This is a genomic window from Aeribacillus sp. FSL K6-1305 (genome assembly GCF_038050115.1).
Lineage (GTDB): Bacteria > Bacillota > Bacilli > Bacillales > Aeribacillaceae > Aeribacillus > Aeribacillus composti.
On the sequence record NZ_JBBOQV010000002.1, the window covers coordinates 1,228,865 to 1,255,624 of the forward strand.

Sequence of the window (26,760 nt, forward strand, 5' to 3'; positions counted from 1 at the left end):
TTGTTTTTTACATATCAAATGTGATGATAAATGTAGTTCCCATACCTTTTTGCGACTCAACCTGAATGTGACCGTTTGCTCGGTCAACAATTTGTTTGACCAGATATAAGCCTATTCCATGATTTTGCTTGTTTTTTGTGGAAAAACCCTTTTCAAAAATGTTCGGTAATACAGAATCGTCTATGCCAGGACCGTTATCTTCAACTAATATCGTGCAAATTTCTTTATTTTGATCGATGCTGACGAATATTTCTTTGTCTGGATCAGTCGACTCTTGAAAGGCATCAAAAGCATTTTCAATTAAATTCCCAATGATGATCACCAGGTCGTTATGATCGATATTTTTTGGAAATCGCTCCAAATGGCTGTTTCTGTCAATGACTACTTTAATTCCGAGCTCTTTGCCCCGGCTGATTTTGCTGAGTAAAAGGCCCGATATGCTTTCATCTTTAATATGTTCAGTTAAAAAGTTTGTCAGCTCTTCTTGCTCTTCCGTTATTTTGAATACATATTCTAACGCTTTTTCTTTATGTCCAAGCTGAATGAGACCTGCTATCGTGTGCAATTTGTTCATATGTTCATGATTTTGAACACGAAGCGCGTGGACAAAAGCTTTCACTCCGGTTAATTCTTCCGCAAGCTTTTTGATTTCAGTTCGATCCTGGAAAATGGCGACAGCTCCGACCGTTTCGTTATTCACTCTGATCGGGATGCGATTGCTTAAAATGCTTAGATTCCTTACCTGCAATTCTTTGTTATAAATAGGACGGTCAATTACTAATATTTCCGGGAGTCGGGTGTCGGAAATAACGTCGCGAATCGGCTTTCCGATCACATCTCCTTCAATGCCCATCATTTGTTTGGCACGGTCATTAAAAATAGTTATACGTTCATTTTTATCAATGGCAATGACTCCTTCGTGCATAGCATTAAATGTTTCAGTCCGTTCAACTAGCATTTTAGCTATTTCAAAAGGCTCCAAGTGAAACATCTGCTTTTTTATATGTCTTGCCAGGAGCCAGGCCCCCAAACCGCCTAATAGTAAGACAAGAAAAGAAATCGAAAAAATTTGCGATTTTAAATTTGCAAGCAGCTCATATAAGCTTGGAAGCTTATAGGCTGCGATGACGACTCCAACTTGTTTATGTTCTTTATTCATGACAGGTACAAAGGCGCGGATAACAGTGCCGATTTCTCCATTTGCTTTTGACGTATATGTGTGTTCGGCAAAGGCAGGACCTTCATCTTCTCCTTCCGATTTTGTTCCGATTAACGATTTGACCGGATGGGAAAGGCGGGTACGATCCATATCGAGCACAACAATATATTCTGTTCCGTTAATGATTTGAAGACGTTCAATCATCGAAGGAATCAGCTGGCGATCTTTCAAGCTTCCATTGAGCCCGTTTCTGACTTCAGGCAGCGCCGCAACCGTCCTCGCAGCTAATATAGATTGCTGTTTAAGCTCTTCTTCTTTTTGGTTTAAATATTCGTTTACAATAAATAATCCTCCGAAAAAAAGCGATAAAAAGACAATAATAAAAATTAAACCTGTTATTTTCCATATGATTGGTAATCGCTTCATAAGGCAACCTCTTTTAGCTAAACGTTCATACTTGCTTTATTTTATCACAGATTTGCTTTCCTTTACTTTAGAGAAAGAGCATGCTTGGTATAATTTATGTTAAAATGATCAAAAACAAATGGTGTGATGAATCATGAAGAAAAAAATCGTGAGGTATTTGGCTATAGTATGTGCCGGGTTAGCCTTTGCGTTATTTTCCTATAATATCATTATACAATCTCAAAATGATCCACCGGTTTACGATGATGAGCAAGAGGGGCTAAAAGAGCAAATTAAAATCTATTTCAGCCATGTAGTGGCGGAGGATACGCCAAAAGGCTTGGCTGCACAAAGGTTTGCAGATTTGGTCGAGGAAAAGACGAAGGGCCGAGTAAAAGTGATTGTGTTTCCAAACGGTTCATTATATTCAGATAAAGATGAAATAGAAGCTTTAAGAAAAGGCAAAGTGCAAATGATCGCTCCTTCCTATTCAAACGTGGCAGAATTGGTTCCGGAATGGGAAGTGTTAGATTTACCGTTTATTTTTCAAAACGATGATAATGTTGAAAGGGTTTTAACAGGAAAAATTGGCGAAGAGCTGCTCAGTATGTTAGAACCGAAAGGATTTAAAGGACTGGCTTTTTGGGGAAATGGATTCAAACAAATGGTAAATAGTCAAATGTTTATGAAGAATCCGGATGATTTCAAAGACCAAAGATTTCGGATCATGCCTAATAAAGTCATAAAAAAACAATTTAACATGTTAGGAGCGGAACCGATTGCCCTCTCATTTGATCAAGTTTATGAATCATTAGAAGAGGAAGCGTTTGACGGACAAGAAAACACAATTTCGAATATTTATTCAAAAAGATTTTATCAATTTCATCCGTATGTAACAATTAGCAATCACGGTTATTTAGGATATGTCGTAATGGTCAATGAAACATTTTGGAATCAGCTACCTAAAGACGTTCAAAAACAAATTATGGAAGCAATAGAAGAAACGACAGCTTGGAATATGAAGCAATCAAAACAGCAAAATATAAGACAGCTTGAAGAAATGAGGCAAAATCCAAATATACATATTCATACGTTAACGGAAAAAGAGCGAAAGAAATGGCAGGAACGATTTGTGCCGCTTTACCAAGAATATGAAGCGAAATATGGAAAGCTATTAAAAGAAATAAGAAATGCAGCAAGCTGAACTAGCCATTGTTTCAGCAAAAAATGGACTGTCCGCGAGGCGGCAGTCTTTTTTTATGGAATTTGAGAGAAAAAATTTGTTCAGTGAGGTGTTATATTCGCCGCTCTCAACCATTTTTACGCATGATACACCACAAGAAATAGTCCAACGAGCATTCGGTGGAAAGATGTAAGATAAAGTACATGGACATCACAGCGGCTGAACTTTCTTTACAGGAATGGCTGAAATAAAACCTTTCAGCTTATCGGCAGTAACTATTTGAAACGAATGAATGATTCTAAGAAACTCGATCTCATGGTTTATCGCCCGTTGTATTTTGATTTTTTTGGGGTTACAAATGGACAATCGGTTATGAAAATGGTCATCGTTGGAGTTACGACTGAAGCATGAGAGTCGTTGGGCAGTAGTTAACCAGCTCTGTTAAGGAAGGAGAACAAGCCGTTTACGTTTCTTTGGAGTGACAAGCTCGTGAGACTTTAAGCGGGAGTAGTTGAAAAGCAAAAATGAATCTATTAAGAGTTTCTGCTTCTGTTTCCCAGAATGACTAGGGAGGTGCTAATCCTTTCTCATTTTTGGCCATTCAAATTAATTTTGAGACCAAAAAGAACAAAAAGATTAATAAAACCATAATATTAAAACTTTTTGAACATTCTATTAACATAAATGTACGGACGTTTGAAAACGTTATCAAAGGGGAAAGGAGAGAGATAGATGCGAATAAACTTTAAAAACCTGACTGTACAAGTTATTATCGGTATCATTTTAGGGATTACAGTTGGATTTTTATTCCCTGAGTTCGGGGCGAAATTAAAGATTTTGGCAGATATTTTTATTAAACTAGTGAAAATGGTGATTGCACCAATTGTATTTTTCACCGTTGTCATCGGCATCGGATCGATGGGTGATCTGAAAAAAGTAGGCAGGATCGGCGGGAAAGCTCTGATCTATTTTGAAATTGTTACGACGATTGCTCTTGCTATCGGGATCTTTGTTGTAAACATTATGAAGCCAGGTGAGGGCTTTAACACCGATAGTGTGCAAGGAAGCGATATTTCTCAATATACGAAACAAGCAGAGGAAACAAGTCACGGTGCTTTAGACTTTATCATGAGCATTGTGCCAGAAAATGCAGTGGGAGCGCTCGCAAACGGAGAACTCTTGCCGATTTTATTCTTCGCAGTCCTTTTCGGATTAGCAGCGGCAAGACTAGGGGAAAAAGCAAAACCTGTTATGAATTTGTTTGAACAATTGACAAATATCTTTTTTGGCATCGTAAATATGGTTATGAAAATTTCACCGATTGCAGCTTTTGGTGCAATGGCCTATACAATCGGAAATTTCGGTCTGGGATCGCTTGTGTCTTTAGGAAAATTAATGGCCTCTGTCTACATGACGATGTTCTTATTTATCGTGATCGTGTTGGGACTGATCACAAAATTTTACGGGTTCAGCATTTTAAAATTTATCGCATATATAAAGGAAGAAATATTGCTTGTGTTAGGAACTTCCTCCTCTGAATCCGCATTGCCAAAATTGATGGAAAAGCTTGAGAAGTACGGATGTTCTAAGTCTGTTGTTGGTCTTGTTGTTCCGACTGGGTATTCTTTTAATCTTGATGGAACGTCGATTTATTTGTCAATGGCGGCTATCTTTATTGCACAGGCATATGGGATCGATTTAACCATTTGGCAAGAACTGACTCTACTTGGAATTTTAATGCTGACTTCAAAGGGCGCTGCAGGTGTGACTGGTTCCGGATTTATTACATTAGCCGCTACTTTGGCTGCATTTCCAATGGTTCCGGTTGAAGGAATTGCACTTCTCATCGGTGTTGACCGATTTATGTCAGAAGCCCGTGCGATTACGAATTTAATTGGAAACGGTGTCGCAACAGTTGTTGTGTCAAAAATGGAAGGAGAGTTTCATCCGGAAAAAGCTTCTCAAGAAGAGCAGGTTTCCAGTCAGGCGACTGGCACTGTATATGCTAACGAACAGTGATTCGAAAATTTGATAACCAATCAAAAAGAAAAGGATGTTGATAGAATTCGGCATCCTTTTCTGTTTTGATATTGAAGGTTTCTCTTCAGCGAGCTCTGTATAAAAAATGAAAAAAGGTGAAAAAATTTCAAGAACTGCTTAATATAAATAATGGGGAAATTATTGCAGAAAGGGAGTGGAACAAGGTGGTGCAGTCTCCAATTTTTTTAAAGCCTGTTTTTAAAGATCGAATTTGGGGTGGAACAAACCTTCGCACTCATTTTCATTACAAAATTCCAACGGAGACAACAGGAGAATGCTGGGCGATTTCTGCCCATCCGCATGGTCAAAGCATTGTAGCAGAAGGAAAGTTTAAAGGAAAAACATTGGGTGAATTATGGGACAACCATCGAGAATTGTTCGGCGGAATAAAAGGGGATCGATTTCCTCTCTTAACGAAAATTCTTGATGCAAACAACGATTTGTCCGTGCAAGTGCATCCAGATGATGAATATGCAAAAAAGCACGAAAATGGTGAATTAGGAAAAACGGAGTGCTGGTATATCATTGACTGCTCAGAAAATGCGGAAATCATTTACGGTCATCATGCCAAAACGAAAGAAGAGCTCGTATCCATGATTCAAAGCGGAAAATGGGATCAATTGCTGAGAAGAGTAAAAATAAAACCGGGCGACTTCTTTTATGTTCCGAGCGGCACCATCCACGCCATCTGCAAAGGAACGCTCATCCTTGAAACGCAGCAAAGTTCTGATACGACTTACAGAGTGTATGATTACGACCGTGTAGATGCAAACGGAAATAAAAGAGAATTGCATTTGAAACAAGCGATAGAGGTGGCGACTGTTCCTCATAAAGATTACACGATTGAACGTTCTGTGGAAGTAAAGGAAGGAGCAACGATTACCACATTTATCAAAAACGAATTTTTTTCAGTTTACAAATGGGAGATTGACGGCGAAGGGAAGTTTGTTCAAAATCATCCGTTCCTTCTTGCAAGCGTGATTGAGGGAGACGGGGAGCTTACTCATGATGGCCGTTCATACACACTAAAAAAAGGGGCTCATTTTATTTTGCCGAACCAAACGGGCGATTTCGCAATAAAAGGAAAATGTGTTCTCATTGTATCTCATGTATAAAACATTTATCCCGACTCTTCTTTCTCCTTTTAAAGGAGGGAGAAGAATCGGGGTTTTTATTGAAAAAAGGTCATTCGGTTGAAGAAATACTTTCCCCAACTCAATTGTACCCCCATAGAAATTCGCCGATATACTTGTCCACTTTCGGATGCTCATGAAGACCGCTGTGTGTGGCAAGTTTATCTTTAACAATGATTTCATGATAATTTTCTAACGGAACAATATTTCTAGCGCTGAGAGCGCTCTGGATGGAGACAACTCCATCACTGTCTTTATACTCGGGATTGATCCCTGCGATATTGAGAACTTTCGTTTTTTTAGAAAATTGATCCCGGTTGTTCAATATTTCTAGTAAAGCATGAGAATCTGGCTTTAAATCAATGATTGCTTTACCTGTATTCAGCTTATGGTAAGATTCCTGTTCTATTCCTTGAAACGGGCTGCCTATGACCACCATTTTGCGGACAATCGGGTAATCCTTCAAGTTGTTCGTGTCCTCGATATATTTTGTCGAAACGAGTCCTCCCATCGAATGAGCCACAATGTATAGCTCGTCTACCGAATAGTTTTCTTTTAATAAGCGCATTGCCTTTTTCAGAGAATTTGCCGTTTCCTCAATACTTGTGCGGTTTTCCTCAAAAACAATTTGTATAAAAGGATTTTTTAAGTTTTGTGGGATTGTTCCGGAAATATGGACAATGCCCATGCGGTCAACTCGAATGACCATTGATTTTGTTCCCCAGCGGTAATCATATTCAAAACGATGCAGCATATGTTGGAACGAGCGCATTGTTCCTTTATAGCCATGGACAAAGATGGTCGGAATTTGAGGTTCAATGCTTGCAAAAGAGTCGTTTGAATCGACATGCTTCGAGCGCCACGTAATAAAAAAAACGCTTAAAAGAAAAAACGTAAATAAAAAAATAGATGCCATTCGCCCCATCGTCGATTTTTTTCTCACGATAAGTTCACCTCGTAATGATAATATTATACTAATTTTTTGGTTTTATCATGGAATTTTTTTCTTTTTTTACAAAAAAGTTTAGAAATTTACCAAATTTTCTTGAAATTCGTGTATAATATACATCGAAAGAACTAGTAAAAAAGTCTAATGTCATGCAAGGATTGTCAAATAGTGAAGAAAAAGGGGTGAAAGAGTGGAGCAGGTCAAAAATTATATTTTAACTTGTGACACGCTAGCATTGCTTCCTTATTTTAATAAGTATGGAGAATGTTGGACAATTGTTATTGAGAAGTATGAAAAGTATCTTGTGAAAGAGAGGCCGAAAGACCTTTTGGCAGAGAGCTGCAGCTATTACGGTGTGTCTCTTAAAGGCATCATAGACGCAGCTAAGAAAATCCTGCCGCGCCAGCGCATGCTTCCTGTATGCATTCCTGCCCTTGATCTTTGTTTTTTCCCTACTAAATCAATGGAGCATTTAGACTGCCAATGGATTGCGCATTCGGCTATTCGACATGTCGTTTCAAAAGGAAAGCATTCAACAATCGTTTTAATCAATCATGAGAAAGTCGTTGTGGAGAAGCATATGAGTATCATTTACAACAAAATGAAAAGTGCGTCTCATATCAATGATACATATAAGAGAAGGATCAATGAGGGGAAGGAATACCATTCCTTTATTTTATATGAGAAGCCATCTTGTTATGATTGTAAACGAAAATCATAATGCTGCTGAATGATTCTCGGCTTGCGGGGATTTTTATTATAAGTGCGGCAGTTCTTATAAAAATGCGATCGAATGGTGAACTGCCGCACTATTTCTTACTTTTCAGCGGTTTCTTTATTTAATTCCAAATGTTTTTTCAGCTCGTTGGAAAGGGAAAGACGTTCATCTTCAGGCACAATATAGTAGTAAATGCCGTTAATTTTTTTTCCGCTCCCTTTTATTTGATGCTGAATGACATTTTTTCGGGCATCTTTGTAATTTTCTTGAATCGCCCACATTTCATCAAATGTAAGATTTGTTTTTACATTGTTTTCAATGACTTTAAACATTTCTCCAAATTTTGTAATGGATGTAATGCTTGCTCCTTTTTCAATAACCGCCTCAATAATTTGCCGCTGTCTTTCCTGGCGTCCGAAATCGCCTCTTGGATCATCATACCGCATTCTTGAATACGCAAGAGCTTTTTTGCCATCCAAGTGAATGGTTCCTTTTTCAAAATGGTAGCCCTCATAAGTGAAATCTAAATCATTTTCAACCGTCACACCGCCGACTGCATCGACAATATCGCGAAAGCTTTCCATATTCACTTTGACAAAATAATCAACCGGCACATCTAAGAAATTTTCAACCGTTTTAATAGCCATTTCTGTTCCGCCGAAAGCATAGGCGTGGTTAATTTTGTCTTGAATGCCTTTTCCGACAATTTCCGTTCTTGTATCGCGGGGAATGCTGACCATTTCCATTGACTGTTCTTTTGGATTGACTGTCATCAAAATGAGCGAATCAGACCGTCCTCGGTCTCCTTTTCTTTCATCAACACCCATCAGCAATATGGAAATAGGATCGCGATTTTTAAAGTTGACTTGCTGATCGCGTTTGTCTGATTTATCCCGCCCGATGTTTTCTTGAATGTTGGCAATGGTCGATTGTGCTTTGTTCCAAATGTAAAAGGCATAGGATCCCGTGGCAATAATGAAAACTCCAATGACTGATAACAAAATCCAGAGCCATTTTTTTCTCTTTTTTCTCTGTCTATCTGATCTCATAATTTCATCCCTCATTACTAATATTATCTAATCTGATTATAAGTTTCCAATTCTATTAAGACAATATATTTGTGAGGAAAATATTTTCGTATACACTTGTCAACACCGCTTGAAAAAATGAATTGACAGCATGGAACGGCAGGTCATTTTCCGCTATAATAAAGTGAGAAATTTGTCGTTTGGAGGATTATCTGTGAAAAAAAGGATTATTGTTAGTAATGTTGTCGTTTTATGTATAGCATCAATTATTGTCGGCCATTTTTACTGGAAACAAAAAATTTCAAAACCGACAGCTGCTCATGTGGAATCGTCTGCAGAAAATATAAAGGAAGACAATAGTAAACAAAATGATACACGAGAGGACTACGTCAAAAATTTACCGGAGGATGTTCAGGAAAAAATCAAAACAGCTTTAAAAGAAGAGAAACAATTGAACTTTGTAATTTGGGGATCTGAATCCGTTCCTTCCGATCAAAATGGGTGGCCGGAAAAACTGAAAAAGGAGCTTCTTTCTGCATATGGAGATGAGCTCTTTAACATCTCGATTGTTTCCGATGCCGAGGAGACAACGCATAGTGTATTGAATAAAAAATTATATAAAAAAATTGCAGACAAAAAGCCTGACATCCTCCTTTTCGAGCCGTTTATTTTGAATGATAACGGCGTTGTCGGCATTGACAATACTCTAAGCAACATTACGGACATCTTGCGGAAAATTCAAGAAGCAAATCCTGACGTATCGATTATGCTGCAGCCTGCACACCCGCTCTTTGGTGCAAAATTTTATCCTAAGGAAGTAGATGCGCTCAAACAATATGCCGAAGAAAACCATTTTACATATTTAAACCATTGGGAAAATTGGCCGGATAAGGAAGACGAGCAATTGAAGCAATACGTTACAGAAGACCGATCCAAACCGAGCGAAAAAGGAAATCAGGTATGGGGAGAGTATTTAATCAACTATTTTGTTGCCGCGGATGAATGATAAATTTTTTTGGAAGGAAGTATATAATATAACATATTCCGGGAAATAGTGATTTTGTCGATTTTTTTGTTGAGAATGGTAGCTTAGACAAAGATCAACGTCAAGGCAAAATGTTGTCATTTTTTGGCTATTGTTTCCATAGTGTTGCTAGCTGTCGGTTCATAATATATGAAACAATAGTGAGGATTGTGCTAAATAAAAAAAGCTTCATCCCTGTCTACTGTCGATTTAGGCACATTTTTTTTGCGGCAACTAAGACATAGTCAAAAGAAATACTGCCAATTGCGATTGTTGAAAAGCATTCCATAGAAGCTGGCTGCCTTTGAATTCTTATCGCCATATGCAGAGAAAAACGAGAGGTTGGAGAACGTTTTTAAATTTGTATAGAAAAATATAGGATTTGCTCCAAATTGTGCGACAGATCCTAAGCTTCGCCAATGAGTCGAAAGGGTCAACTTTATGAATCAAATTTATGAATCAAAACATTTATCGGCAGCGAGATGTTCGCTATTCTGCTAGAGCATCACCGACTAACTTGGTTACCCTGAGGCAATTGTATCCTTTATTCTTTATTCTAAGCCGAGATGAACTAAAGGAGGACTTTTTGGAATATTCGATCAGAAAACGGAAATATTAGGTAAAAAATAAGGGGAATCTCAAGAAATTTACAAATCAGTTTTATTAAAAATGTTAAGATATATTATGTTCGAAAAAAATTTGTGAAGGTGATGTTCTTGAAAAAAATTAAAGTAATGACGATTTTTGGAACTAGACCTGAAGCAATAAAAATGTCTCCGTTAGTGCTGGAACTCAAAAAACATACAGACAAAATCGAGTCATTTGTAACCGTAACGGCACAACATCGCCAAATGCTTGATCAAGTATTGGATGTTTTCGGTATCGTTCCGGATTATGATTTGAATATTATGAGGAATCGGCAAACGTTAGTTGATATTACGACAAGAGGATTAGAAGGCTTAGATGGCATAATGAAAAAAGTAAAGCCTGACATTGTTCTTGTTCATGGAGATACCACGACAACATTTATTGCTAGTTTAGCTGCGTTTTATAACCAGATTGCCGTTGGTCATGTGGAGGCGGGGCTTCGCACTAATAATAAATTTTCTCCATTTCCAGAGGAAATGAACCGCCAATTAACAGGAATTTTGGCGGATTTGCATTTTGCTCCCACTAAGAAAGCATTTGAAAATTTAATAAAAGAGAATAAGCCGGAAGATTCGATTTTTATAACAGGCAATACGGCAATAGATGCTTTAAAAACAACAGTAACAGATGATTATCACCACGAAATTTTTGATGAAATTGGAAATGACCGAATGATACTGCTTACTGCACACCGACGCGAAAACTTAGGGCATCCGATGAGAAGTATGTTCCGGGCCATTAAAAGATTAGTAAAAGAATTTGCTGATATCCAGGTTGTTTACCCTGTTCACCTTAATCCGGCTGTTCGCGAGGTAGCAGTTGAAATTCTCGGAAATGACAGCAGGATTCATTTAATTGAACCACTGGGAGTTTTGGACTTTCACAATTTTGCCGCCCGTTCCCATATTATCCTGACAGATTCCGGCGGCGTGCAGGAAGAGGCTCCGTCTTTAGGCGTACCTGTTTTAGTTCTCCGCGATACAACTGAACGACCTGAAGGAATTGAAGCAGGAACCTTGAAACTTGCCGGTACTGATGAAGAACAAATCTATCAATTAGCTAAACAACTGCTTACAGACGAAAAGGTATACCAGAAAATGTCGCAAGCATCCAATCCTTACGGAGACGGCAAGGCATCAGAACGGATTGTGGAAGGGATTCTCTATTATTTTGGAGTAAGTACAGCAAAGCCAGTAATGTTTAACTATAATAAATAGAGCTGTTTATTTTTGGCAGCTCTTGTTGACTTTTAATGGCTTTTGTCATATAAAAAGGTTGTATTTTTTAAAATCCTTTTACAAAAAAAATTTAGCCTATCTTCTTTAAGCAATATTCGATATAATAACTGATAGTGTGAATTCTGTCTGATTACAAAGGAGTTTTTAAGATTATGGAGAAAAAAATATGCGTTATTGGATTGGGTTATATTGGATTACCAACAGCTGTTATGTTTGCCAACCATGGATTAAGGGTTCATGGGGTGGATATAAATGAACATGCTGTCAAATCAATAAAAAATAAACAACTTCATATAGAAGAAAATGGATTACAGGAACGTCTAAACAAAGCAATCGATGATGGCAATTTTACAGTATCTACAAAACCTGAACAAGCTGACATTTTTATTATTGCTGTCCCTTCTCCGATCAACCAAGATAAGACTGCGAATCTTTCTTACGTCAGCCAAGCAACAGATTCAATCGTTCCGTACTTACAAAAAGGAAATTTAGTTATTTTAGAATCCACTGTTCCACCAAGGACTGTTGAAGACGTTATGTTGCCGATATTGCAAAAAAGCGGCTTGAAAATTGGTGAAGAATTATTTGTATCTCACTCTCCGGAACGTGTCATACCAGGTAAAGTATTCGAGGAATTAGTTCAAAATGATCGTATTGTAGGAGGAATTAATGAAAAATCTAGTCAATTGACAAAGGAATTATATCAAGTTTTTGTAAAAGGAACGATTCATACGACAGATGCAACAACTGCCGAAATGGTAAAAGTGATTGAAAATACGTATCGAGATGTAAATATTGCTTTTGCAAACGAATTGGCTAAAATTAGTGAAAATATTGGAGTCAATGTATGGGAGGCAATTAAGTTAGCAAATTTCCATCCTCGAGTCAATATTCATTTTCCTGGTCCCGGTGTTGGGGGACATTGTATAGCAGTTGATCCATGGTTTCTTGTTGAACTTCAGCCTGATGTTGCGAAAATGATTCATCTTGCTAGAACGATCAACGATGGTATGCCAGCATATACGGCAAATAAAGTTAAGAGATTATTCGAAGAAAAAGGAATTTCTCATGGTCGTGTTGCAGTGCTAGGTCTTGCGTTTAAAGGAAATATAGATGATATGAGAGAAAGTCCTTCTATTGAAGTGATCAATCACTTAGAAAAACTAAGTATTGATTACACAGCATATGACCCGCATATTAAAGAAAACAAGATTGAACGTCAAACACAAAGTCTATCTGAAGCTTTGGATCATTCCGATCTCATTTTGATTTTGACTGATCATAATGAATTCAAAGAATTAGATCCAAATAATATTGAGAGAATCCGATCTAAAATCATTTTCGATACAAAAAACTGCATAAATCGTTTAACATGGGAAAAGGCCGGTTTTACAGTGGTAACATTAGGGGATTCTAAAAACTTTCCTCGTATTTAAAGGTGATATTATGAAGGAAAAGATACTCGGGATTGATGTTTCTTCGTTAAATTATGAAGAATTAACATCATCATTAATACGAGATATCGAGGAAAAAAGAAAAGCTTTTATTGTTGCGATTAATCCAGAGAAAATTATGAAAGCACAAGTTGACGACCAATTAAAAGAATTGTTGAATAAGGCGACATACCAAATCCCCGATGGAATAGGTGTGATTATAGCGTCTAAAATAAGGGGAGGAAACATTCGCTCTCGTGTTACTGGGATTGATTTAATGTTAAAGATTTGTGAGGCAGCGGCAAAGCATAATAAAAAAATCTTTCTATATGGAGCAAAACCAGGAATTGCTGAAAAAGCAAAAGAAGAGCTTATCAAACAATTTCCAGGGTTGAACATTGTTGGTGTACTGCATGGCTATGAAAAAGATACCGACATTATTCGTAGAACAATTAACGAAGCTAAACCAGATATAATATTTGTCGCTTTAGGAAGCCCACGGCAGGAATATTGGATCATTGAAAATATGAACTCCCTTCACCCTTTTGTTTTTCAAGGAGTTGGAGGTTCTTTTGATGTCATTTCCGGAAATCTTAAAAGAGCTCCAGAAATTTTTCAAAAATTAGGGTTGGAATGGTTTTACAGATTAATAAAAGAACCTTGGAGATGGAAAAGGCAATTAATATTACCGAAGTTTTTGATTAAAGCACTAAAAAAATAACTGTTGTTTTATTTCAGTTTTTAGCAGATGCCTTTTCTCCAACAAAATATATTATTGTTGGGAAAAGGCATTTCTCATGAACTTATTCCATTTCAGTTAATTAAGATAGAAATAACTTTTGAACGGATCAAGCAACAGGAGGATGTGTAGTGAATAAGCGTTTATATTCATTTTCGTCAAAGTTTGAGTGGTTTTTGATATTTTTTATAATTTTACAGCCAGTTATCGATTTAATGACATCTTTTTCAATATTTATTTTTCATATCGATTTAACTTTCGGGGTATTCATTCGTTTTGGTGTGATGTTTCTCATTTTGTTATATATCTTGTGGGTTCCCCTGGATAAATCTAAGAAAAAAATATTATTTTATTTATTTCTGTTCGGGTTTGTTTTAATAATTGGTTTAATAAATAATATGTTGGTTAAAGACCCTTTTCATTTGTTCTCAGAGTTAAGAAATATTGCAAAAATTGCATATGTTCCCATTATTTTATTTGGTTACTTAATTGTTATAAAAAAGTTAAAAGAGCAAGAGAATATTCAAAAAACAATTCAAAGGAATATTTTTATTTCCATGAATATTGTATCTTTGGTAATGATAATAGCAACTATTACAAGTACCGGTATAAAAAGTTATGAGAGCGAAAAACTTGGACACCAAGGATGGTTTTTTGCGGGTAACGAAATTGGTGCTATTATGGCGATATGCTTTGCAGTAGTGGTGTATTATGCTGTATCAAACACAAAATCATGGAAAACTATTTATTACTGGATCCCTGTATGTATGTTGATATTTTCCCAGTTAGCAGTGGGGACAAAAGTTGGGTATGGTTCCGTCTTCATCATTTTAGTGATTGCACTTTTTATTTATTTGGTTGAATGGTTTAGATTTAGACATGATTCAGTTTTGGCAAAAAAATATAGTGTAAATTTAGTGGTGAATTCGGGAGTATTAGTGTTATTTCTGCTATTGACCCCATACACACCTGTTGCACATAATATGAATATCCACTTATCATGGGTTGGGTTGGATCAACAACAAGCTAATTTAGATAATGATAATAAAACAGAAGAATCTAAAAACGAAATAGAAAAAGAAAGGGAAAAAGCAGTAGAAAATGTTTTATTAAGCGGGAGAGAGCACTTTTTAGCACAACATAAAAAATATTTTGCTGAAGCTCCATTATCTCAAAAGCTTTTCGGAATGGGATATGGTGGGAATTATCAAAAAGAAGGAAAAACAGTGGAAATGGACTTTTTTGATATATTTTTTTCTATAGGAATTATTGGATTTGCTTTGTACATTGCTCCATTTTTATATCTTGCTTATAAAATCGTTACATACTTTTTTAAAAATGTTAAAGAAAACTTTAATCATGAAGTGGTTTTATTTGGTTCTGCCGTTATTTTAGGTCTTGGCATCGCCTATACTGCGGGTCATGTTTTAACAGCACCGGCGGTGAGTATTTATTTAGGTGTGCTTATTGTATACTTATATTGTACTTTAGTTTTTAAAACTACATAATTACAGTTAACGGCCTCTTAAAAATTTTTACCTATCCCAAGTGGATAGGTTTTTTAAAAGAAGTATGAAATATTTTAGAATACATTGGAGAGGGTATTAAAAATAAGATATAATATCTTGGAATAATAGGTATTTGTCTTATCCTATTTATTTTGAAAGGAGTTTATTAAAATGAGCAAAGTCCTCATAATTATTCCTGCATATAATGAGGAAGACACAATATATAATACAGTAAAAAAACTGGTTGAAACTTGTAAGTATGATTATGTGGTAATAAATGATGGATCAACTGATGGAACAAGGAGAATTTTAGAGGAAAATAATTTAAATTATATTGATTTGCCGATTAATCTTGGAATTGGTGGAGCGATGCAAACGGGTTATAAATATGCTCTTAAACACGGTTATGAATATGCAATCCAATTAGATGCAGATGGACAACATGATCCTGACGATCTTGAAAAATTAGTAGCGGAGATAGAACGATCGCAATATGATATGGTAATTGGTTCAAGATTTATTGAGAAAACTAACTATAAAGGATCTTTAATGAGAAGAATAGGGATATTGTATTTTTATTACTTATTACTTTTTATATCAAGAATAAAAATTACAGATCCAACATCAGGGTATAGAATTGTAAATAGGAAGATTATAAAAGAATTTTCAAAATATTATCCTGTTGACTATCCTGAAGTAGAGGTACTTGTAAAGTTGGCACAAAAAAAATATCGAATAAAAGAAATAAAAGTAGAAATGAAAAACCGCCAAGGAGGAAGATCATCGATCACACCCTTAAAATCATTATATTACATGACAAAAGTTACGTTTATTTCATTAATTCGTTCAGTTTTTTAGGGAGGGTAGTCATGGATATTGTCCAAGTTATAGCATTAATATTTGCTTTGCTTTTTTTTATGCAAGTTATATTCTTTACTAGCAGAAATAAACTTCAAGATAAACAAGCATTTTTGTGGATCGTTTTTGGTATTATTTCATTATTGATTGCGTTATTCCTTCCAAGTATTAATAAGTTTGCCCATTATATTGGAATATCTTATATGCCAGCATTGATTTTTATGGTTGCTTTTTTAGTAATTTTAAATTTACTTATTTATCAGACGACTGTCATTTCAAGTCAACAAGAAAAGTTAAAAAATGTTATTCAAGAACTAGCTTTTCTTAAAAAGCAAATAAAAGATTATATTAAAGATAAGGAAGATAAGAAATGACTTTGGTAAACTTCATATTGATATTAGGAAATACATTGATTTTAGTTACTGGTCAATTTTTATGGAAATACGGCATGGAAAATCAAACACTTAGCTTTTCTCTACTTTCCATTTTAAAGGTAATATTTTCCCCTTTTGTATTTTCTGGACTTGCAATGTATGGTATTGCAACAATATTATGGCTATATATATTATCGAAAGTTCCGCTCAGCGTTGCATATCCCTTTCAAAGTATCGCATATATACTTGCTGTTTTTGGTGCCCACTTTGTTTTTAATGAAACAATCACCTTCCAAAAAGTTTTAGGTTGTTTGTTAATTATGGCGGGAGTTTCGATAATAGGTTTGTCTCCCAACAGTAATACTTAAAATTAGGAGGAAATTCTCTTGAGTATAAATAATCAATTACTTCAATTAGTTAGGAAACATTATTCAATAATTATTATATTGCTTTTGGCCTTAGTTTTAAGATTGTTTGCTCTTTATGAATATGGATTGAATCTAACATTAAATAGCGATGATGTAGGGTATACAAAAAGTGCAAGAGTTCTTATACAGACAGGGATGCTAACATACCATCAAATTGGAGAACCCACTGTTCATATTATGCCTGGTCAATCTTTTTTATTAGCATTAGTATTTTTAATTTTTGGATTTGAAGAGGTAGGTTTATATGCAGCGAGGGTTGTAATATCTTTGTTCGGCATAACCAGTATTTTATTTGTATATCTAATTGGTAAATATGTTTTTAATAAATGTACAGGACTTATAGCCGCTTTTTTACTTGCGATATTCGTTCCTCAAATTTTGACAGATAACCTTTTGTTAACCGAATCACCTTTTATGGCAGGAATGTATGTTTTATTATATTGTTCTCTTAAACTGGCTAATGAACGCAAATGGTCTTACTTCTTTGGAGTTATCTTTTCTTATTTATTTTGTCTCATGTTTAGACCAACAATTGCACTGTATCCCTTAGTTTTATTAATATACCTATTATTAAAAAAATACCCTTTAAAAATGATGTTAAAACAATTTCTTATTGCTTTAGTTTTGCTTCTCATTGTATTAGGACCTTGGTGGATTAGAAATTATATTCATTACCATGAATTTATACCACTTAGTGGTGGAACAGGAAATCCTCTCTTACTGGGAACTTATCAAGGGTCGGGATATAGATATGGCGAACCCTATGATGACGTAATTAAAAAAATTAACAAAGAACACCCAAACATTTCTGCATATGAAAACATGAACTTACAAAAAGAAGCAGCCATTGATAGAATTAAATTATGGTGGAAAAGTGATCCAAAATCATTTCTTAGAAGTTATACAATTGATAAAACAATTAAACAATGGAATACATCATTTTATTGGAAAGAAATTTTTGGGGTTAAAATTGAGTTAATGCAGAAAATTCATAAACTAACGATGGTACTTGCAACAATATCTATGACTTTATCCATATTTTTATACAAAAGATCTCTATCAGAAAATGTTCTTCTATTTGGAATACTCGCTTATTTTACTGTTCTTAATAATATATTTTTTGCATTTGATCGGTATAACCAACCGTTAATGTCAATCTGGTTTTTATTTATTGGATCTATTATCTCCTATTTTTCACAAAAAACTAAAAGTATATTCAGGCTTAGAAGTTAAAATAAAATATAGATATTCTATTAGCAGTTTACTAGCTAGGTATATTATTTTTGTAGTAAATAATTTAGTTGAAGGAGGAACAAATATATGTATAAAAGGTTAGGAGCACTTTTCTGCAGTTTAATAATCCTTCTTAGCGTTTTGCCAATAAATATCGGAAAAGCTGTAACGACAGAATTTTATAGAGTAAGTATAACATCTGAAAAAGCCCCAGTATATTCATTAGATGATGAAAAAATTGTAGGATACTTATATGGAGGTTTTGAATTTTACTCAAATAAAATTGTGGACGATAAAATTATATTCAATATGAATAATAAACAGTTTTATATTAAATTAGAATCTGTAAATTATCAATTGGAAGAAAATGAAAATGTGTCAACGGTACCAGAAAATTTGGATTTACCTCAATACAAAGTACTAACTGATCAAACACCTGTTTTCTTAACAGAATCCTCTGGCAAACAAGTTGGTATTTTATCTAATGGTTTTATCATTCAACCCATTCAAGAAAATGATACACAAGTTATTTTTTCTATAGGAAATCAATTGGTACAGATTTCTAAAAATAATCTAGAGATTTTAGCAAATAATGTGGAGAGTCCACAAATAAACGAAAAAGAAAATTTAAACTCTGGTGAAAGTAGTGATATTCAAAAGGAAATAACCTCAGATGTTCAGATTAATTCTGAAAACAATCAACAAACCGCAATACAAAATTCTAACGAAAATTTACAAGTTGAAAATAACCCAATAATGGAAAAAAAATTATTAATGAATAGCAACTCACATAAATTTTTTAAAGTAAAATATGATAACACACCTGTTTATCAAAATAATAAAATAATTACATATTTAAAGAAAGATCAAGAATATCAAAGAGTGGCTGATTCGGGTAATTGGTACAAAGTAAAAATAGGATCAGGTTATGGATATGTTTGGAAAGAAGCTACTTTGCCAAGTACGGGGTCAACAATACAAAATCTTAATAAGTTGAAAATATCAAACAATTATATTATCACTTTAGATAATACAATTGTTTATGACACTTCTAGTGGAAAAAGGGTTCCTTTTGCTGAAATTTCTGCGAACACAAAATATCCGATAATAGGAGGGTATAATAAATATGCAAATTGGTATGAGGTAGACATACTCGGTAGAATTGGGTATATTATGAAGACCTCTGCTCGAGTAGATTTCTCTAATGATATGGAATATTTTAGAGTTAAATATGGGGGCACACCTATTTTTGTGAATCACGAAAATGGTTCTCAGGAAGTTGTACATTTGTATCAAGGTCAAGTTTTCAAAAGAGTCTCAGACTATGGAAATTGGCATATGGTAAAAGTGGCAGATGGATATGGATATGTTTGGGAGGCAGCAACTGAACCTGCGGACGACAGTTCCATTAAAAATAAAAATAATGGGTTAAAAATAAGTGAGAATAAATTTAAAGCTCTTGATGATTTAGTTGTTTACGATACATCTTCAGGAAAAAGAGTACCGTTTGCTACAATTAAGAAGGGTGCTATATATCCGATATTGGGTGACTATAAAAAATATGCCAATTGGTATCAAGTAGATATAGATGGAAGAATTGGCTTTGTTAATAAATCAAATACTGAACTTCAATTTAGTAATTCAACAAAATATTTTGAGGTCATTGCAGATAATTTGCCTGTATATGCACCGGGAACATCTAATGTGTTTGTTTATCTAAAAAAAGGTGAAAAATTTGAACGAGTTCAGGACTCTGGTAATTGGCATTTAGTCAAAGTAGGGGATAAATATGGTTATGTGTGGAAGCAATCCACAAAACCAACGACATCAACAAATATTACAAATTTGAATAATGGGCAAGTTTCAAACAGTAGAGCTTTTAAGGCGTTACAAGATGTTAAAGTTATAGATACCTCTACGAGCTCTCGGAAGACTTTTGCTGTCTTAAACAAAGGCGTAGTATATCCGGTTATACAAGAGTATGAAAATTGGTATAAAGTCGATGTTATGGGTAGAATAGGGTATGTAAATAAGAGTGGTACGCAAAGAACCTTTGCTAACTCAGACCGTTATTTTCAGGTAATAAGAGATAATGTTTATGCAGTAAGTTCAAATGGCACGGAAATTATTAAGCTCTCAAAAAATGAAATTTACCCACGAGTAAAAGATGATGGTAATTGGCACAAGGTAAAGATTAATAATGAGTATGCCTATGTTTGGAAAGATAGCACACAATCAATAATGAATCCAAATGTAAAAGATTTAAATAGTGTTTATAAAATTCCAAATAGAAAGTTTACTACAAATAATACTACACAAATCTTTGATAGCAACCGAAATGTAATTGGTGAACTAAAGGGCAATCAGGCGTACAATTTTATTGATATTGTTGGAAGATGGTTTAAGGTAGATGTTTTAGGTCGAATAGGTTATGTCTATATGCCAGCAACATCAAGCATTCTGTCGTACTATGACATGAGTTTAGATGAGATGTTGAATATACAAATGAGAGTTAGCCCGCAAACTCAAATTGTAAATCATGGATATGTACATGAAAATTATATTCATTTAATGAATAATGGAAATACAGGAATCGTAATCGCAAATGCATTGAATGTTCGAACAACACCATCCATCAATGGACAAAGCAATAGTTGCGGGCAACTGCAAAAAGGTGACACAATTGAAATCATTGGTAAAGTTGGGGAATGGTACAAAATTAAATATTCAAAATCCTGTGGAGGATGGAAAGATGCAGACAGAGAAGATGTATTGTATTTCTTAAATCCTGATAACTTTTTAAACTATAATGGATCCGAAATATTTCAGTTTTTAAAATTATCTCAATACACTGGGCTTACAGCTGATGAAATCAATAACAAAATTTTAAAAGGTAAAGGAATTTTAGAAGGTAAAGGACAGGCATTTGTTACTGCTGCACAAAAATACAATATAAATGAAATTTATTTAGTTGCTCATGCTTTACATGAGACTGGAAATGGAACATCCAGATTGGCAAATGGAGTACAAATTAATGGAAAAACAGTTTATAACATGTATGGAATAGGAGCAAAGGATTCCTGTCCAATAACGTGTGGTGCTGAATATGCTTTTCAAAAAGGTTGGACAGATCCTGAGAAAGCTATTATTGGTGGTGCTGCTTTTATTGGGGAAGGTTATATTCATAATGGCCAAGATACGTTATATAAAATGAGATGGAATCCAGACAATCCTGGAACTCATCAATATGCAACAGATATCCGTTGGGCTATATTGCAAGCAAATAGTTATATAGGAAAATATTATAGTTTACTTGACAAGTATATCTTGTATTTAGATATTCCAGTATTCAAATGAGTTTTAGATTAACCACCCTCCTTTTAAATAGAATAATACTTTACTTTTTATTGAAGTTTATTAGGATTTAGCGTTTGTGTTTGTAAATGTAATTGCTATAATTCTTTTAAAAAATGTCAGGTTAATATTATAAAATATTTGGATATGGTTGATATATTTATAAGCTTACAACAATTAAAATAATATTTTCATGGAAATCTCTTGACTTAAAATTGCGTAAAGAGTAATTTTAATCAAGAGATTTTTTCTTTTTATCAAAAAACAATCGATTTTATGGTCGAGACTAATGGAATTATAAGGACTACTAGAAGTAAACTTGAATTATTTTTGCGCAAGTTAAAAATGTCATACACATTGGATTTTATTTTGACGAATTTCGACTAACTTAAAATCTTTTGGAATAAACTTAGGGATAATTCTTATATAAATAGCTAAAGGAAGTGAAATAATGTCTAAATTTAAACTTGCTAGCATATTATTTTTTATTTCTACACTTTTTCTTAAATTTTCAAGTATGTTTCGCGATATCGTCATTGCCCATCAATTTGGGGCAGGCGATATTGTTGGAGCTTATAATGCAGCTATGACCATTCCTAATACATTTATTTTATTTATGCTATCTGGCATGAAGGATGCGTTTGTCCCTTCGTATTTGAAATATGATAAGCAAAATCAGGGGTTTTCACATTTAACGAATATCGTAAAAGGGACATTTTATATAGGATTATTGATTTCACTTGCAGGTGCGGCATTTTCGCCGTGGCTTATCCATTTATTGTTTCCCACATTTAGAGATGATATTGAACAATTGGCTATTTGGACATCCATTATGTATTTTTTTTCTATTTTTTTAGTTGGAATTAATGCAGTTTTTGAAGGATATTTTGATGCAAAGGGGAAATACTCGTTTTCAACTTTTTCGCAGACTGTCGTTGTTTTAAGCACCATTGGAAGTACGCTTTTTTTAAGCAAACTGATAGGCGGCTATTCGATTGCTTTAGGGTATTTAGTCGGTACAATTATTTCGTTTTTAATTAAGTTTTTTTACTTTGGTCCGCGAAAATTTATAAATTGGCGTCAAAAATTGAATATAAAAGAAGTGAACACTTTTTATCTTATCTTCATCCCAGTAGGAATAACAATAATGGTTGGACAAATAAATTTAAATATTAGCAACTTTTATGCAGGAATGTTTGGGGCGGATGCTATTTCATATTTAAATTATGCTTTTCGTTTAGTAAGTATTCCTCAAGCAATTTTTGGAGTAACTGTAGCTACGATTATTTATCCAATTATTGCAAAGGCTCGTACAAATAATGATATGAACTTATTTAAAACTGGAATGGAAAAAGGTTTGTCCATCATGTTCCTTTTTTTGGCTCCTACTGTTTCGGGAATGATGTTAATGATGGAAGAGATCATACAGATTGTTTATCAACGAGGGGCATTTGATGGTGCAGCAACGGTAGCAACATCAGAGGTTGCTTACTATTATGTGGGTTCGGTTCTTTTTTACAGCATTCAGGTTATTATTGCAAAGGGGTTTTATACCCTTGATAAAGGGAATTTAATAATGAGGATTGGAATTTTGTCTATTTTGCTAAATATAGTGTTTAATTTTGTTTTTTCAAGTTGGATAGGCTATAAAGGATTAGCATTATCAACTTCAGTCGTTGGCTTTATTTATACCTTTATTGCATTTTTTATTTTAAATAAACACATTGGTTGGCTTTCCGTTAGAAAAATTGGTAAGGAATACGTTAAAATCATTTTTTCCTGCATTGTCATGATAGTTGTTTTATGGATAATTAAACATCTTTTTGAACAATTTCATGTATTTTTATATGTAACGACTTTAACAATTATTGGAGCGGGCATTTATTTTATTATGCTATGGGCATTAAAAACAACATCCTTATATGATATCGTTGCAATGAGGTCAAGTAATAAAAAACAATAATCTATAAAATGAAAATCAAAAGAATACTTTTCTTTTTATCAATAAAACGATATAATGATAAGGGTTTAAAAATTTCATACAGTTAGGAAATAGCTAATGTACTTTATTATTTCCCTTGTGAGGTGTAACTTGATGTCTCCTTACATGACAACATTCTTAATAACATTTATAGTTAGTACGATTTCGGTACCGTTTGTAATTAAATTTGCACGTAATATTGGAGCTGTAGATATACCTGATAATAGAAAAGTCCATAAGAAAGCTGTCCCAAGAATTGGCGGGATTTCAATTTATATTGCTTTTTTAACAGGTTTTATCTATATTTCGACTTTAATAGATTTGAACATTAGTATTATCGTTGCCGCAACAATAATCATGATAACTGGGTTTATTGATGATAAATTACAAATAAAACCTTGGCAAAAATTGGTTGGCCAAACATTGGCAGCAGTAATTGTTTTAGCAGACGGCCTTTCTATAAAATATCTAACTGTTCCTTTTTTAGATCAGAGTATACCAGTTAATATATGGGTAGCTCTAATTGTATCATTTATTTGGATGATTGGTGTTACAAATGCGGTTAACCTGATTGATGGTTTAGATGGTTTGGCTTCAGGTGTTTCAATTATTGCAGCTAGTGCCATTTTCGTTATGGCATTAATTATGAATGAAACAAATGTTGCTTTCTTATCAATTGCTCTAATCGGGTCAACCTTAGGATTCTTAATATTTAATTTTCATCCAGCCAAAATTTTTATGGGAGACACAGGGTCATTATTACTCGGTTTTTTATTATCGGTTCTTTCTATTATTGGGTTTAAGCAAGTGACGTTTGTTACTTTCATTATTCCGATGGTAATACTTGCTGTTCCTTTAACAGATACAACGATAGCCATTATTCGTCGGAAACTTCAAAATAAAAAAATTATGGATGCCGATAAAAATCACTTGCATCATCGACTGTTAGATGCAGGCTTTACTCATCGAAAAGCTGTTCTTTTTATATACTCTATATCGCTTTTTTTCGGTGTTTCAGCTATTCTTTTATATAAGGCAAATTTATTTGCTTCCATTATTATTTTTATTTTAATATTACTTATTATTGAATTATTAATTGAAGGTTTTGAATTAATAAGTAAAAATTATAAACCGTTACTAAGTTTATATAAAAAGTTAAATAGTAAGAAAATAGGTATTGAAAATGACAAAAACGCTTGATGAGAATTAAGCGTTTTTGTTTTATAACTCTATTTAAGTTTGTGAGGTTTGTTTTATGAGAATACATTTAATTGCCAATATGTATCCTAGTAAAATTGCTCCCAATTACGGTGTGTTTGTAAAAAATACTGAGGAAATTTTGGTGGAAGCAGGTTTTAATGTTGACAAAACAGTTTTATTAAAAGAAAAAAATAGACTATTAAAGCTAGTTAAGTATTTTTTTTATTTTTCAAAAATTATTTTGAAAGGCTTAACAAAAAAGTATGATATTACATATGTGCATTATGCTTCACATAATGCACTTCCAATTTTATTTCTAAAGCTATTAAAAAAAGACCTTGTTATTTTCACAAATGTTCATGGCAGTGACGTAGTACCTGAAGTGCCGTCTCAAAAAAAATATCAACCTTATGTGGAAAAGCTGTTAAATATAACTGATATAGTGATAACACCAAGTAAGTACTATCAAGATTTAGTGAGAAGCAAATATAACTTGCGGAACCGGATTGAAGTGTTTCCCTCCGGAGGGGTGAACAGTAAAACTTTTTATAGGCGAGAGGATAAACAAACAGCACTAAAAGAACTTATGCTGGATATAGACACTCATTATATTGGATATGTTAGTAGATTAGATGTGGGAAAAGGATGGGATATTTTATTAACATCGTTAAAGAAATTGAGAGATGAAAATTTTTTGTTAAACAATAAAATTAAGGTCATTATGGTGGGGGATGGGAAGGACAAAGAAAGGTTTGTAAAGATGGTATCTGATTATGAATTAAATGATGTCATTATCCATTACCCTTTACTGCCTCAAGAGAAACTAAATGCAATATATAATGCGATAGATGTTTTCTGTTTTCCGACTACAAGAAAAGGAGAAAGCTTGGGGCTTGTCGGTTTGGAAGCAATGGCTTGCGGAGCTCCTGTCATTGGTAGTGCCATTGGAGGATTGTTGGATTATATTATAGACGGTGAAAACGGCCTGCTGTTTCAAGCTGGTTCGTCTGAAGATCTATATAAAAAGATTAAATTTTTTTATTCAATGCCAGAAAATGAAAGAAGAGCGATGAGTTGTAAAGCCATATTTAAAGCGAATGAATATAAGGTAGAAAATATTAAACATAAATTAATTAATATTTTTCTTTCTTTTAGAGGAGGCACCTTATATGAAGAAGGTTAAGAAAGCTGTAATCCCAGCAGCAGGTTTTGGTACGCGTTTTTTACCAGCTACAAAAGCCCAGCCAAAAGAAATGCTGCCAATTGTAGATAAACCGACTATTCAATATATAATTGAGGAAGCGATTGAGTCTGGAATTGAAGACATCATTATTGTTACAGGAAGAAATAAAAGGGCAATTGAAGACCACTTTGACTATTCAATTGAACTTGAAATGGAGCTGAAAGAAAAAGGAAAATTTGAACTATTAGAACAAGTGCAGAAGATTTCCAATATGGTTAACATTCATTATATTAGACAAAAGAAACCGTTAGGATTAGGTCATGCAGTAAATTGCGCAAGAAGTTTTATTGTAAATGAACCTTTTGCAGTCCTTCTAGGGGATGACATTGTTAAGAATGGAGTCCCTGGTTTGAAGCAGCTTTTAGATGTATATAATGAATTCCAATGTTCAGTCATTGGTACAAAAAAAGTGCCTGAGGAAGATTTGCACAAATACGGAGTAATTAAACCTAAAGATGTATATATAAGCGAAACCTTAGTGGAAGTGGAAGATATGGTAGAAAAACCAAGGGAAAATGCACCTTCTAATATTGCTGTAATGGGGAGATATGTATTTGAACCTGAGATTTTTGATTATCTTGAAAATTTAGATATTGGCTACGGAGGGGAAATTCAACTTACAGACGCGATAAAGAAATTGGCTCAGGAGAAAAAAGTTTTGGCATATGCATTTGAGGGAAAAAGATATGATGTTGGCGATAAATTTGGTTTTATAAAAGCCACAATAGATTTTGCACTTGAAAGAGAAGATTTAAGTGAACAGCTAAAACAATATTTAAGAATGCTTTACAACGAAGGAAAGTTGAACTAACGCGAAAGGAGCTGTCCCAAAGTCAGGAGAACTGACTTATGAGGCAGCTCTTTTTTTATAGTAATTATTTAAT

21 protein-coding genes are annotated in these 26,760 nt (G+C 34.1%); 18 read left to right on the plus strand and 3 right to left on the minus strand.

The annotated features are described in order from the left end of the window. Nucleotides 1-7 precede the first annotated feature (7 nt). Nucleotides 8-1,585 (minus strand): ATP-binding protein, encoded by a 1,578-nt coding sequence (locus NST97_RS15825; RefSeq protein WP_063386326.1) that lies wholly within the window; start codon nt 1,583-1,585, stop codon nt 8-10. A gap of 133 nt (nt 1,586-1,718) precedes the next feature. On the opposite strand from NST97_RS15825, the gene NST97_RS15830 reads away from it, so the two are divergent. The 3 genes from NST97_RS15830 (at nt 1,719) to manA (ending at nt 5,902) form a co-directional block, all read left to right on the plus strand. Continuing rightward, nucleotides 1,719-2,768, plus strand: a complete 1,050-nt coding sequence (locus tag NST97_RS15830; RefSeq protein ID WP_066246907.1) for a DctP family TRAP transporter solute-binding subunit — start codon at nt 1,719-1,721, stop codon at nt 2,766-2,768. Between the two features lie 711 nt (nt 2,769-3,479). Then, on the plus strand, nt 3,480-4,766 hold the full coding sequence (locus NST97_RS15835; RefSeq protein ID WP_063386324.1) for a dicarboxylate/amino acid:cation symporter: 1,287 nt from the start codon (nt 3,480-3,482) through the stop codon (nt 4,764-4,766). A 185-nt stretch (nt 4,767-4,951) separates the two neighbouring features. Further along, nucleotides 4,952-5,902: a mannose-6-phosphate isomerase, class I gene (gene manA / locus NST97_RS15840; protein WP_066247027.1), complete on the plus strand. Its 951-nt coding sequence runs from the start codon at nt 4,952-4,954 to the stop codon at nt 5,900-5,902. Between the two features lie 100 nt (nt 5,903-6,002). Here manA and NST97_RS15845 read toward each other — a convergent pair whose 3' ends face one another. Beyond that, the gene (locus NST97_RS15845) at nt 6,003-6,863 is read right to left on the minus strand and encodes an alpha/beta hydrolase (RefSeq protein WP_082829352.1); all 861 of its coding nucleotides are present in this window, start codon (nt 6,861-6,863) and stop codon (nt 6,003-6,005) included. A gap of 196 nt (nt 6,864-7,059) precedes the next feature. On the opposite strand from NST97_RS15845, the gene NST97_RS15850 reads away from it, so the two are divergent. After that, complete coding sequence (locus NST97_RS15850) at nt 7,060-7,590, plus strand: competence protein ComK (protein WP_341343435.1); 531 nt, start codon at nt 7,060-7,062, stop codon at nt 7,588-7,590. Nucleotides 7,591-7,685: 95 nt separating this feature from the next. Here the strand turns inward: NST97_RS15850 and tagU are convergent, their stop codons facing one another. Next, nucleotides 7,686-8,636: a polyisoprenyl-teichoic acid--peptidoglycan teichoic acid transferase TagU gene (tagU, locus tag NST97_RS15855; RefSeq protein ID WP_341343436.1), complete on the minus strand. Its 951-nt coding sequence runs from the start codon at nt 8,634-8,636 to the stop codon at nt 7,686-7,688. Between the two features lie 193 nt (nt 8,637-8,829). Between tagU and NST97_RS15860 the strand changes: the two genes are divergently transcribed. From NST97_RS15860 to galU, 14 genes are all read left to right on the plus strand, one after another. Next, nucleotides 8,830-9,621: an SGNH/GDSL hydrolase family protein gene (locus NST97_RS15860; protein WP_341343437.1), complete on the plus strand. Its 792-nt coding sequence runs from the start codon at nt 8,830-8,832 to the stop codon at nt 9,619-9,621. A 728-nt stretch (nt 9,622-10,349) separates the two neighbouring features. Next, nucleotides 10,350-11,504, plus strand: a complete 1,155-nt coding sequence (gene wecB / locus NST97_RS15865) for a non-hydrolyzing UDP-N-acetylglucosamine 2-epimerase (RefSeq protein WP_341343438.1) — start codon at nt 10,350-10,352, stop codon at nt 11,502-11,504. A 173-nt stretch (nt 11,505-11,677) separates the two neighbouring features. Beyond that, nucleotides 11,678-12,961, plus strand: coding sequence for a nucleotide sugar dehydrogenase (locus NST97_RS15870; protein WP_094245076.1), 1,284 nt, complete (start codon nt 11,678-11,680; stop codon nt 12,959-12,961). Nucleotides 12,962-12,971: 10 nt separating this feature from the next. Further along, on the plus strand, nt 12,972-13,679 hold the full coding sequence (locus tag NST97_RS15875; protein WP_094245077.1) for a WecB/TagA/CpsF family glycosyltransferase: 708 nt from the start codon (nt 12,972-12,974) through the stop codon (nt 13,677-13,679). 149 nt (nt 13,680-13,828) lie between these two features. Then, nucleotides 13,829-15,205 (plus strand): O-antigen ligase family protein, encoded by a 1,377-nt coding sequence (locus tag NST97_RS15880; RefSeq protein ID WP_341343439.1) that lies wholly within the window; start codon nt 13,829-13,831, stop codon nt 15,203-15,205. A gap of 171 nt (nt 15,206-15,376) precedes the next feature. Then, complete coding sequence (locus NST97_RS15885) at nt 15,377-16,063, plus strand: glycosyltransferase family 2 protein (protein ID WP_341343440.1); 687 nt, start codon at nt 15,377-15,379, stop codon at nt 16,061-16,063. Between the two features lie 11 nt (nt 16,064-16,074). Then, on the plus strand, nt 16,075-16,437 hold the full coding sequence (locus NST97_RS15890) for a DUF2304 domain-containing protein (protein ID WP_094245080.1): 363 nt from the start codon (nt 16,075-16,077) through the stop codon (nt 16,435-16,437). Next, entirely contained in the window at nt 16,434-16,805 is a 372-nt protein-coding gene (locus NST97_RS15895; protein ID WP_094245081.1) for an EamA family transporter, read from the plus strand. The genes NST97_RS15890 and NST97_RS15895 overlap by 4 nt, the downstream gene beginning before the upstream one ends. 18 nt (nt 16,806-16,823) lie before the next feature. Further along, nucleotides 16,824-18,098: an ArnT family glycosyltransferase gene (locus NST97_RS15900; protein WP_339198690.1), complete on the plus strand. Its 1,275-nt coding sequence runs from the start codon at nt 16,824-16,826 to the stop codon at nt 18,096-18,098. Between the two features lie 87 nt (nt 18,099-18,185). Continuing rightward, nucleotides 18,186-21,455: an N-acetylglucosaminidase gene (locus NST97_RS15905; RefSeq protein ID WP_341343441.1), complete on the plus strand. Its 3,270-nt coding sequence runs from the start codon at nt 18,186-18,188 to the stop codon at nt 21,453-21,455. A gap of 448 nt (nt 21,456-21,903) precedes the next feature. After that, on the plus strand, nt 21,904-23,415 hold the full coding sequence (murJ, locus tag NST97_RS15910) for a murein biosynthesis integral membrane protein MurJ (RefSeq protein ID WP_341343442.1): 1,512 nt from the start codon (nt 21,904-21,906) through the stop codon (nt 23,413-23,415). A gap of 132 nt (nt 23,416-23,547) precedes the next feature. Further along, entirely contained in the window at nt 23,548-24,633 is a 1,086-nt protein-coding gene (locus tag NST97_RS15915; RefSeq protein WP_339198698.1) for a glycosyltransferase family 4 protein, read from the plus strand. Between the two features lie 55 nt (nt 24,634-24,688). Further along, nucleotides 24,689-25,816 carry a glycosyltransferase family 4 protein gene (locus NST97_RS15920; protein ID WP_094245087.1) on the plus strand — a complete coding sequence of 376 codons (1,128 nt, stop codon included), beginning with the start codon at nt 24,689-24,691 and terminating at the stop codon, nt 25,814-25,816. Beyond that, nucleotides 25,803-26,687, plus strand: a complete 885-nt coding sequence (gene galU / locus NST97_RS15925) for a UTP--glucose-1-phosphate uridylyltransferase GalU (RefSeq protein WP_094245088.1) — start codon at nt 25,803-25,805, stop codon at nt 26,685-26,687. The genes NST97_RS15920 and galU overlap by 14 nt, the downstream gene beginning before the upstream one ends. The last annotated feature ends 73 nt before the right edge of the window (nt 26,688-26,760 follow it).

What these genes read in the sequence shown, in the direction of transcription:
- NST97_RS15825 (WP_063386326.1), bottom strand. Translation starts at nt 1,585, where the DNA reads ATGAAGCGATTACCAATCATATGGAAAATAACAGGTTTAATTTTTATT.
- NST97_RS15830 (WP_066246907.1), top strand. Translation starts at nt 1,719, where the DNA reads ATGAAGAAAAAAATCGTGAGGTATTTGGCTATAGTATGTGCCGGGTTA.
- NST97_RS15835 (WP_063386324.1), top strand. Translation starts at nt 3,480, where the DNA reads ATGCGAATAAACTTTAAAAACCTGACTGTACAAGTTATTATCGGTATC.
- tagU (WP_341343436.1), bottom strand. Translation starts at nt 8,636, where the DNA reads ATGAGATCAGATAGACAGAGAAAAAAGAGAAAAAAATGGCTCTGGATT.
- wecB (WP_341343438.1), top strand. Translation starts at nt 10,350, where the DNA reads ATGTTCTTGAAAAAAATTAAAGTAATGACGATTTTTGGAACTAGACCT.
- NST97_RS15870 (WP_094245076.1), top strand. Translation starts at nt 11,678, where the DNA reads ATGGAGAAAAAAATATGCGTTATTGGATTGGGTTATATTGGATTACCA.
- NST97_RS15875 (WP_094245077.1), top strand. Translation starts at nt 12,972, where the DNA reads ATGAAGGAAAAGATACTCGGGATTGATGTTTCTTCGTTAAATTATGAA.
- NST97_RS15885 (WP_341343440.1), top strand. Translation starts at nt 15,377, where the DNA reads ATGAGCAAAGTCCTCATAATTATTCCTGCATATAATGAGGAAGACACA.
- NST97_RS15890 (WP_094245080.1), top strand. Translation starts at nt 16,075, where the DNA reads ATGGATATTGTCCAAGTTATAGCATTAATATTTGCTTTGCTTTTTTTT.
- NST97_RS15895 (WP_094245081.1), top strand. Translation starts at nt 16,434, where the DNA reads ATGACTTTGGTAAACTTCATATTGATATTAGGAAATACATTGATTTTA.
- NST97_RS15905 (WP_341343441.1), top strand. Translation starts at nt 18,186, where the DNA reads ATGTATAAAAGGTTAGGAGCACTTTTCTGCAGTTTAATAATCCTTCTT.
- murJ (WP_341343442.1), top strand. Translation starts at nt 21,904, where the DNA reads ATGTCTAAATTTAAACTTGCTAGCATATTATTTTTTATTTCTACACTT.
- NST97_RS15915 (WP_339198698.1), top strand. Translation starts at nt 23,548, where the DNA reads ATGTCTCCTTACATGACAACATTCTTAATAACATTTATAGTTAGTACG.
- NST97_RS15920 (WP_094245087.1), top strand. Translation starts at nt 24,689, where the DNA reads ATGAGAATACATTTAATTGCCAATATGTATCCTAGTAAAATTGCTCCC.
- galU (WP_094245088.1), top strand. Translation starts at nt 25,803, where the DNA reads ATGAAGAAGGTTAAGAAAGCTGTAATCCCAGCAGCAGGTTTTGGTACG.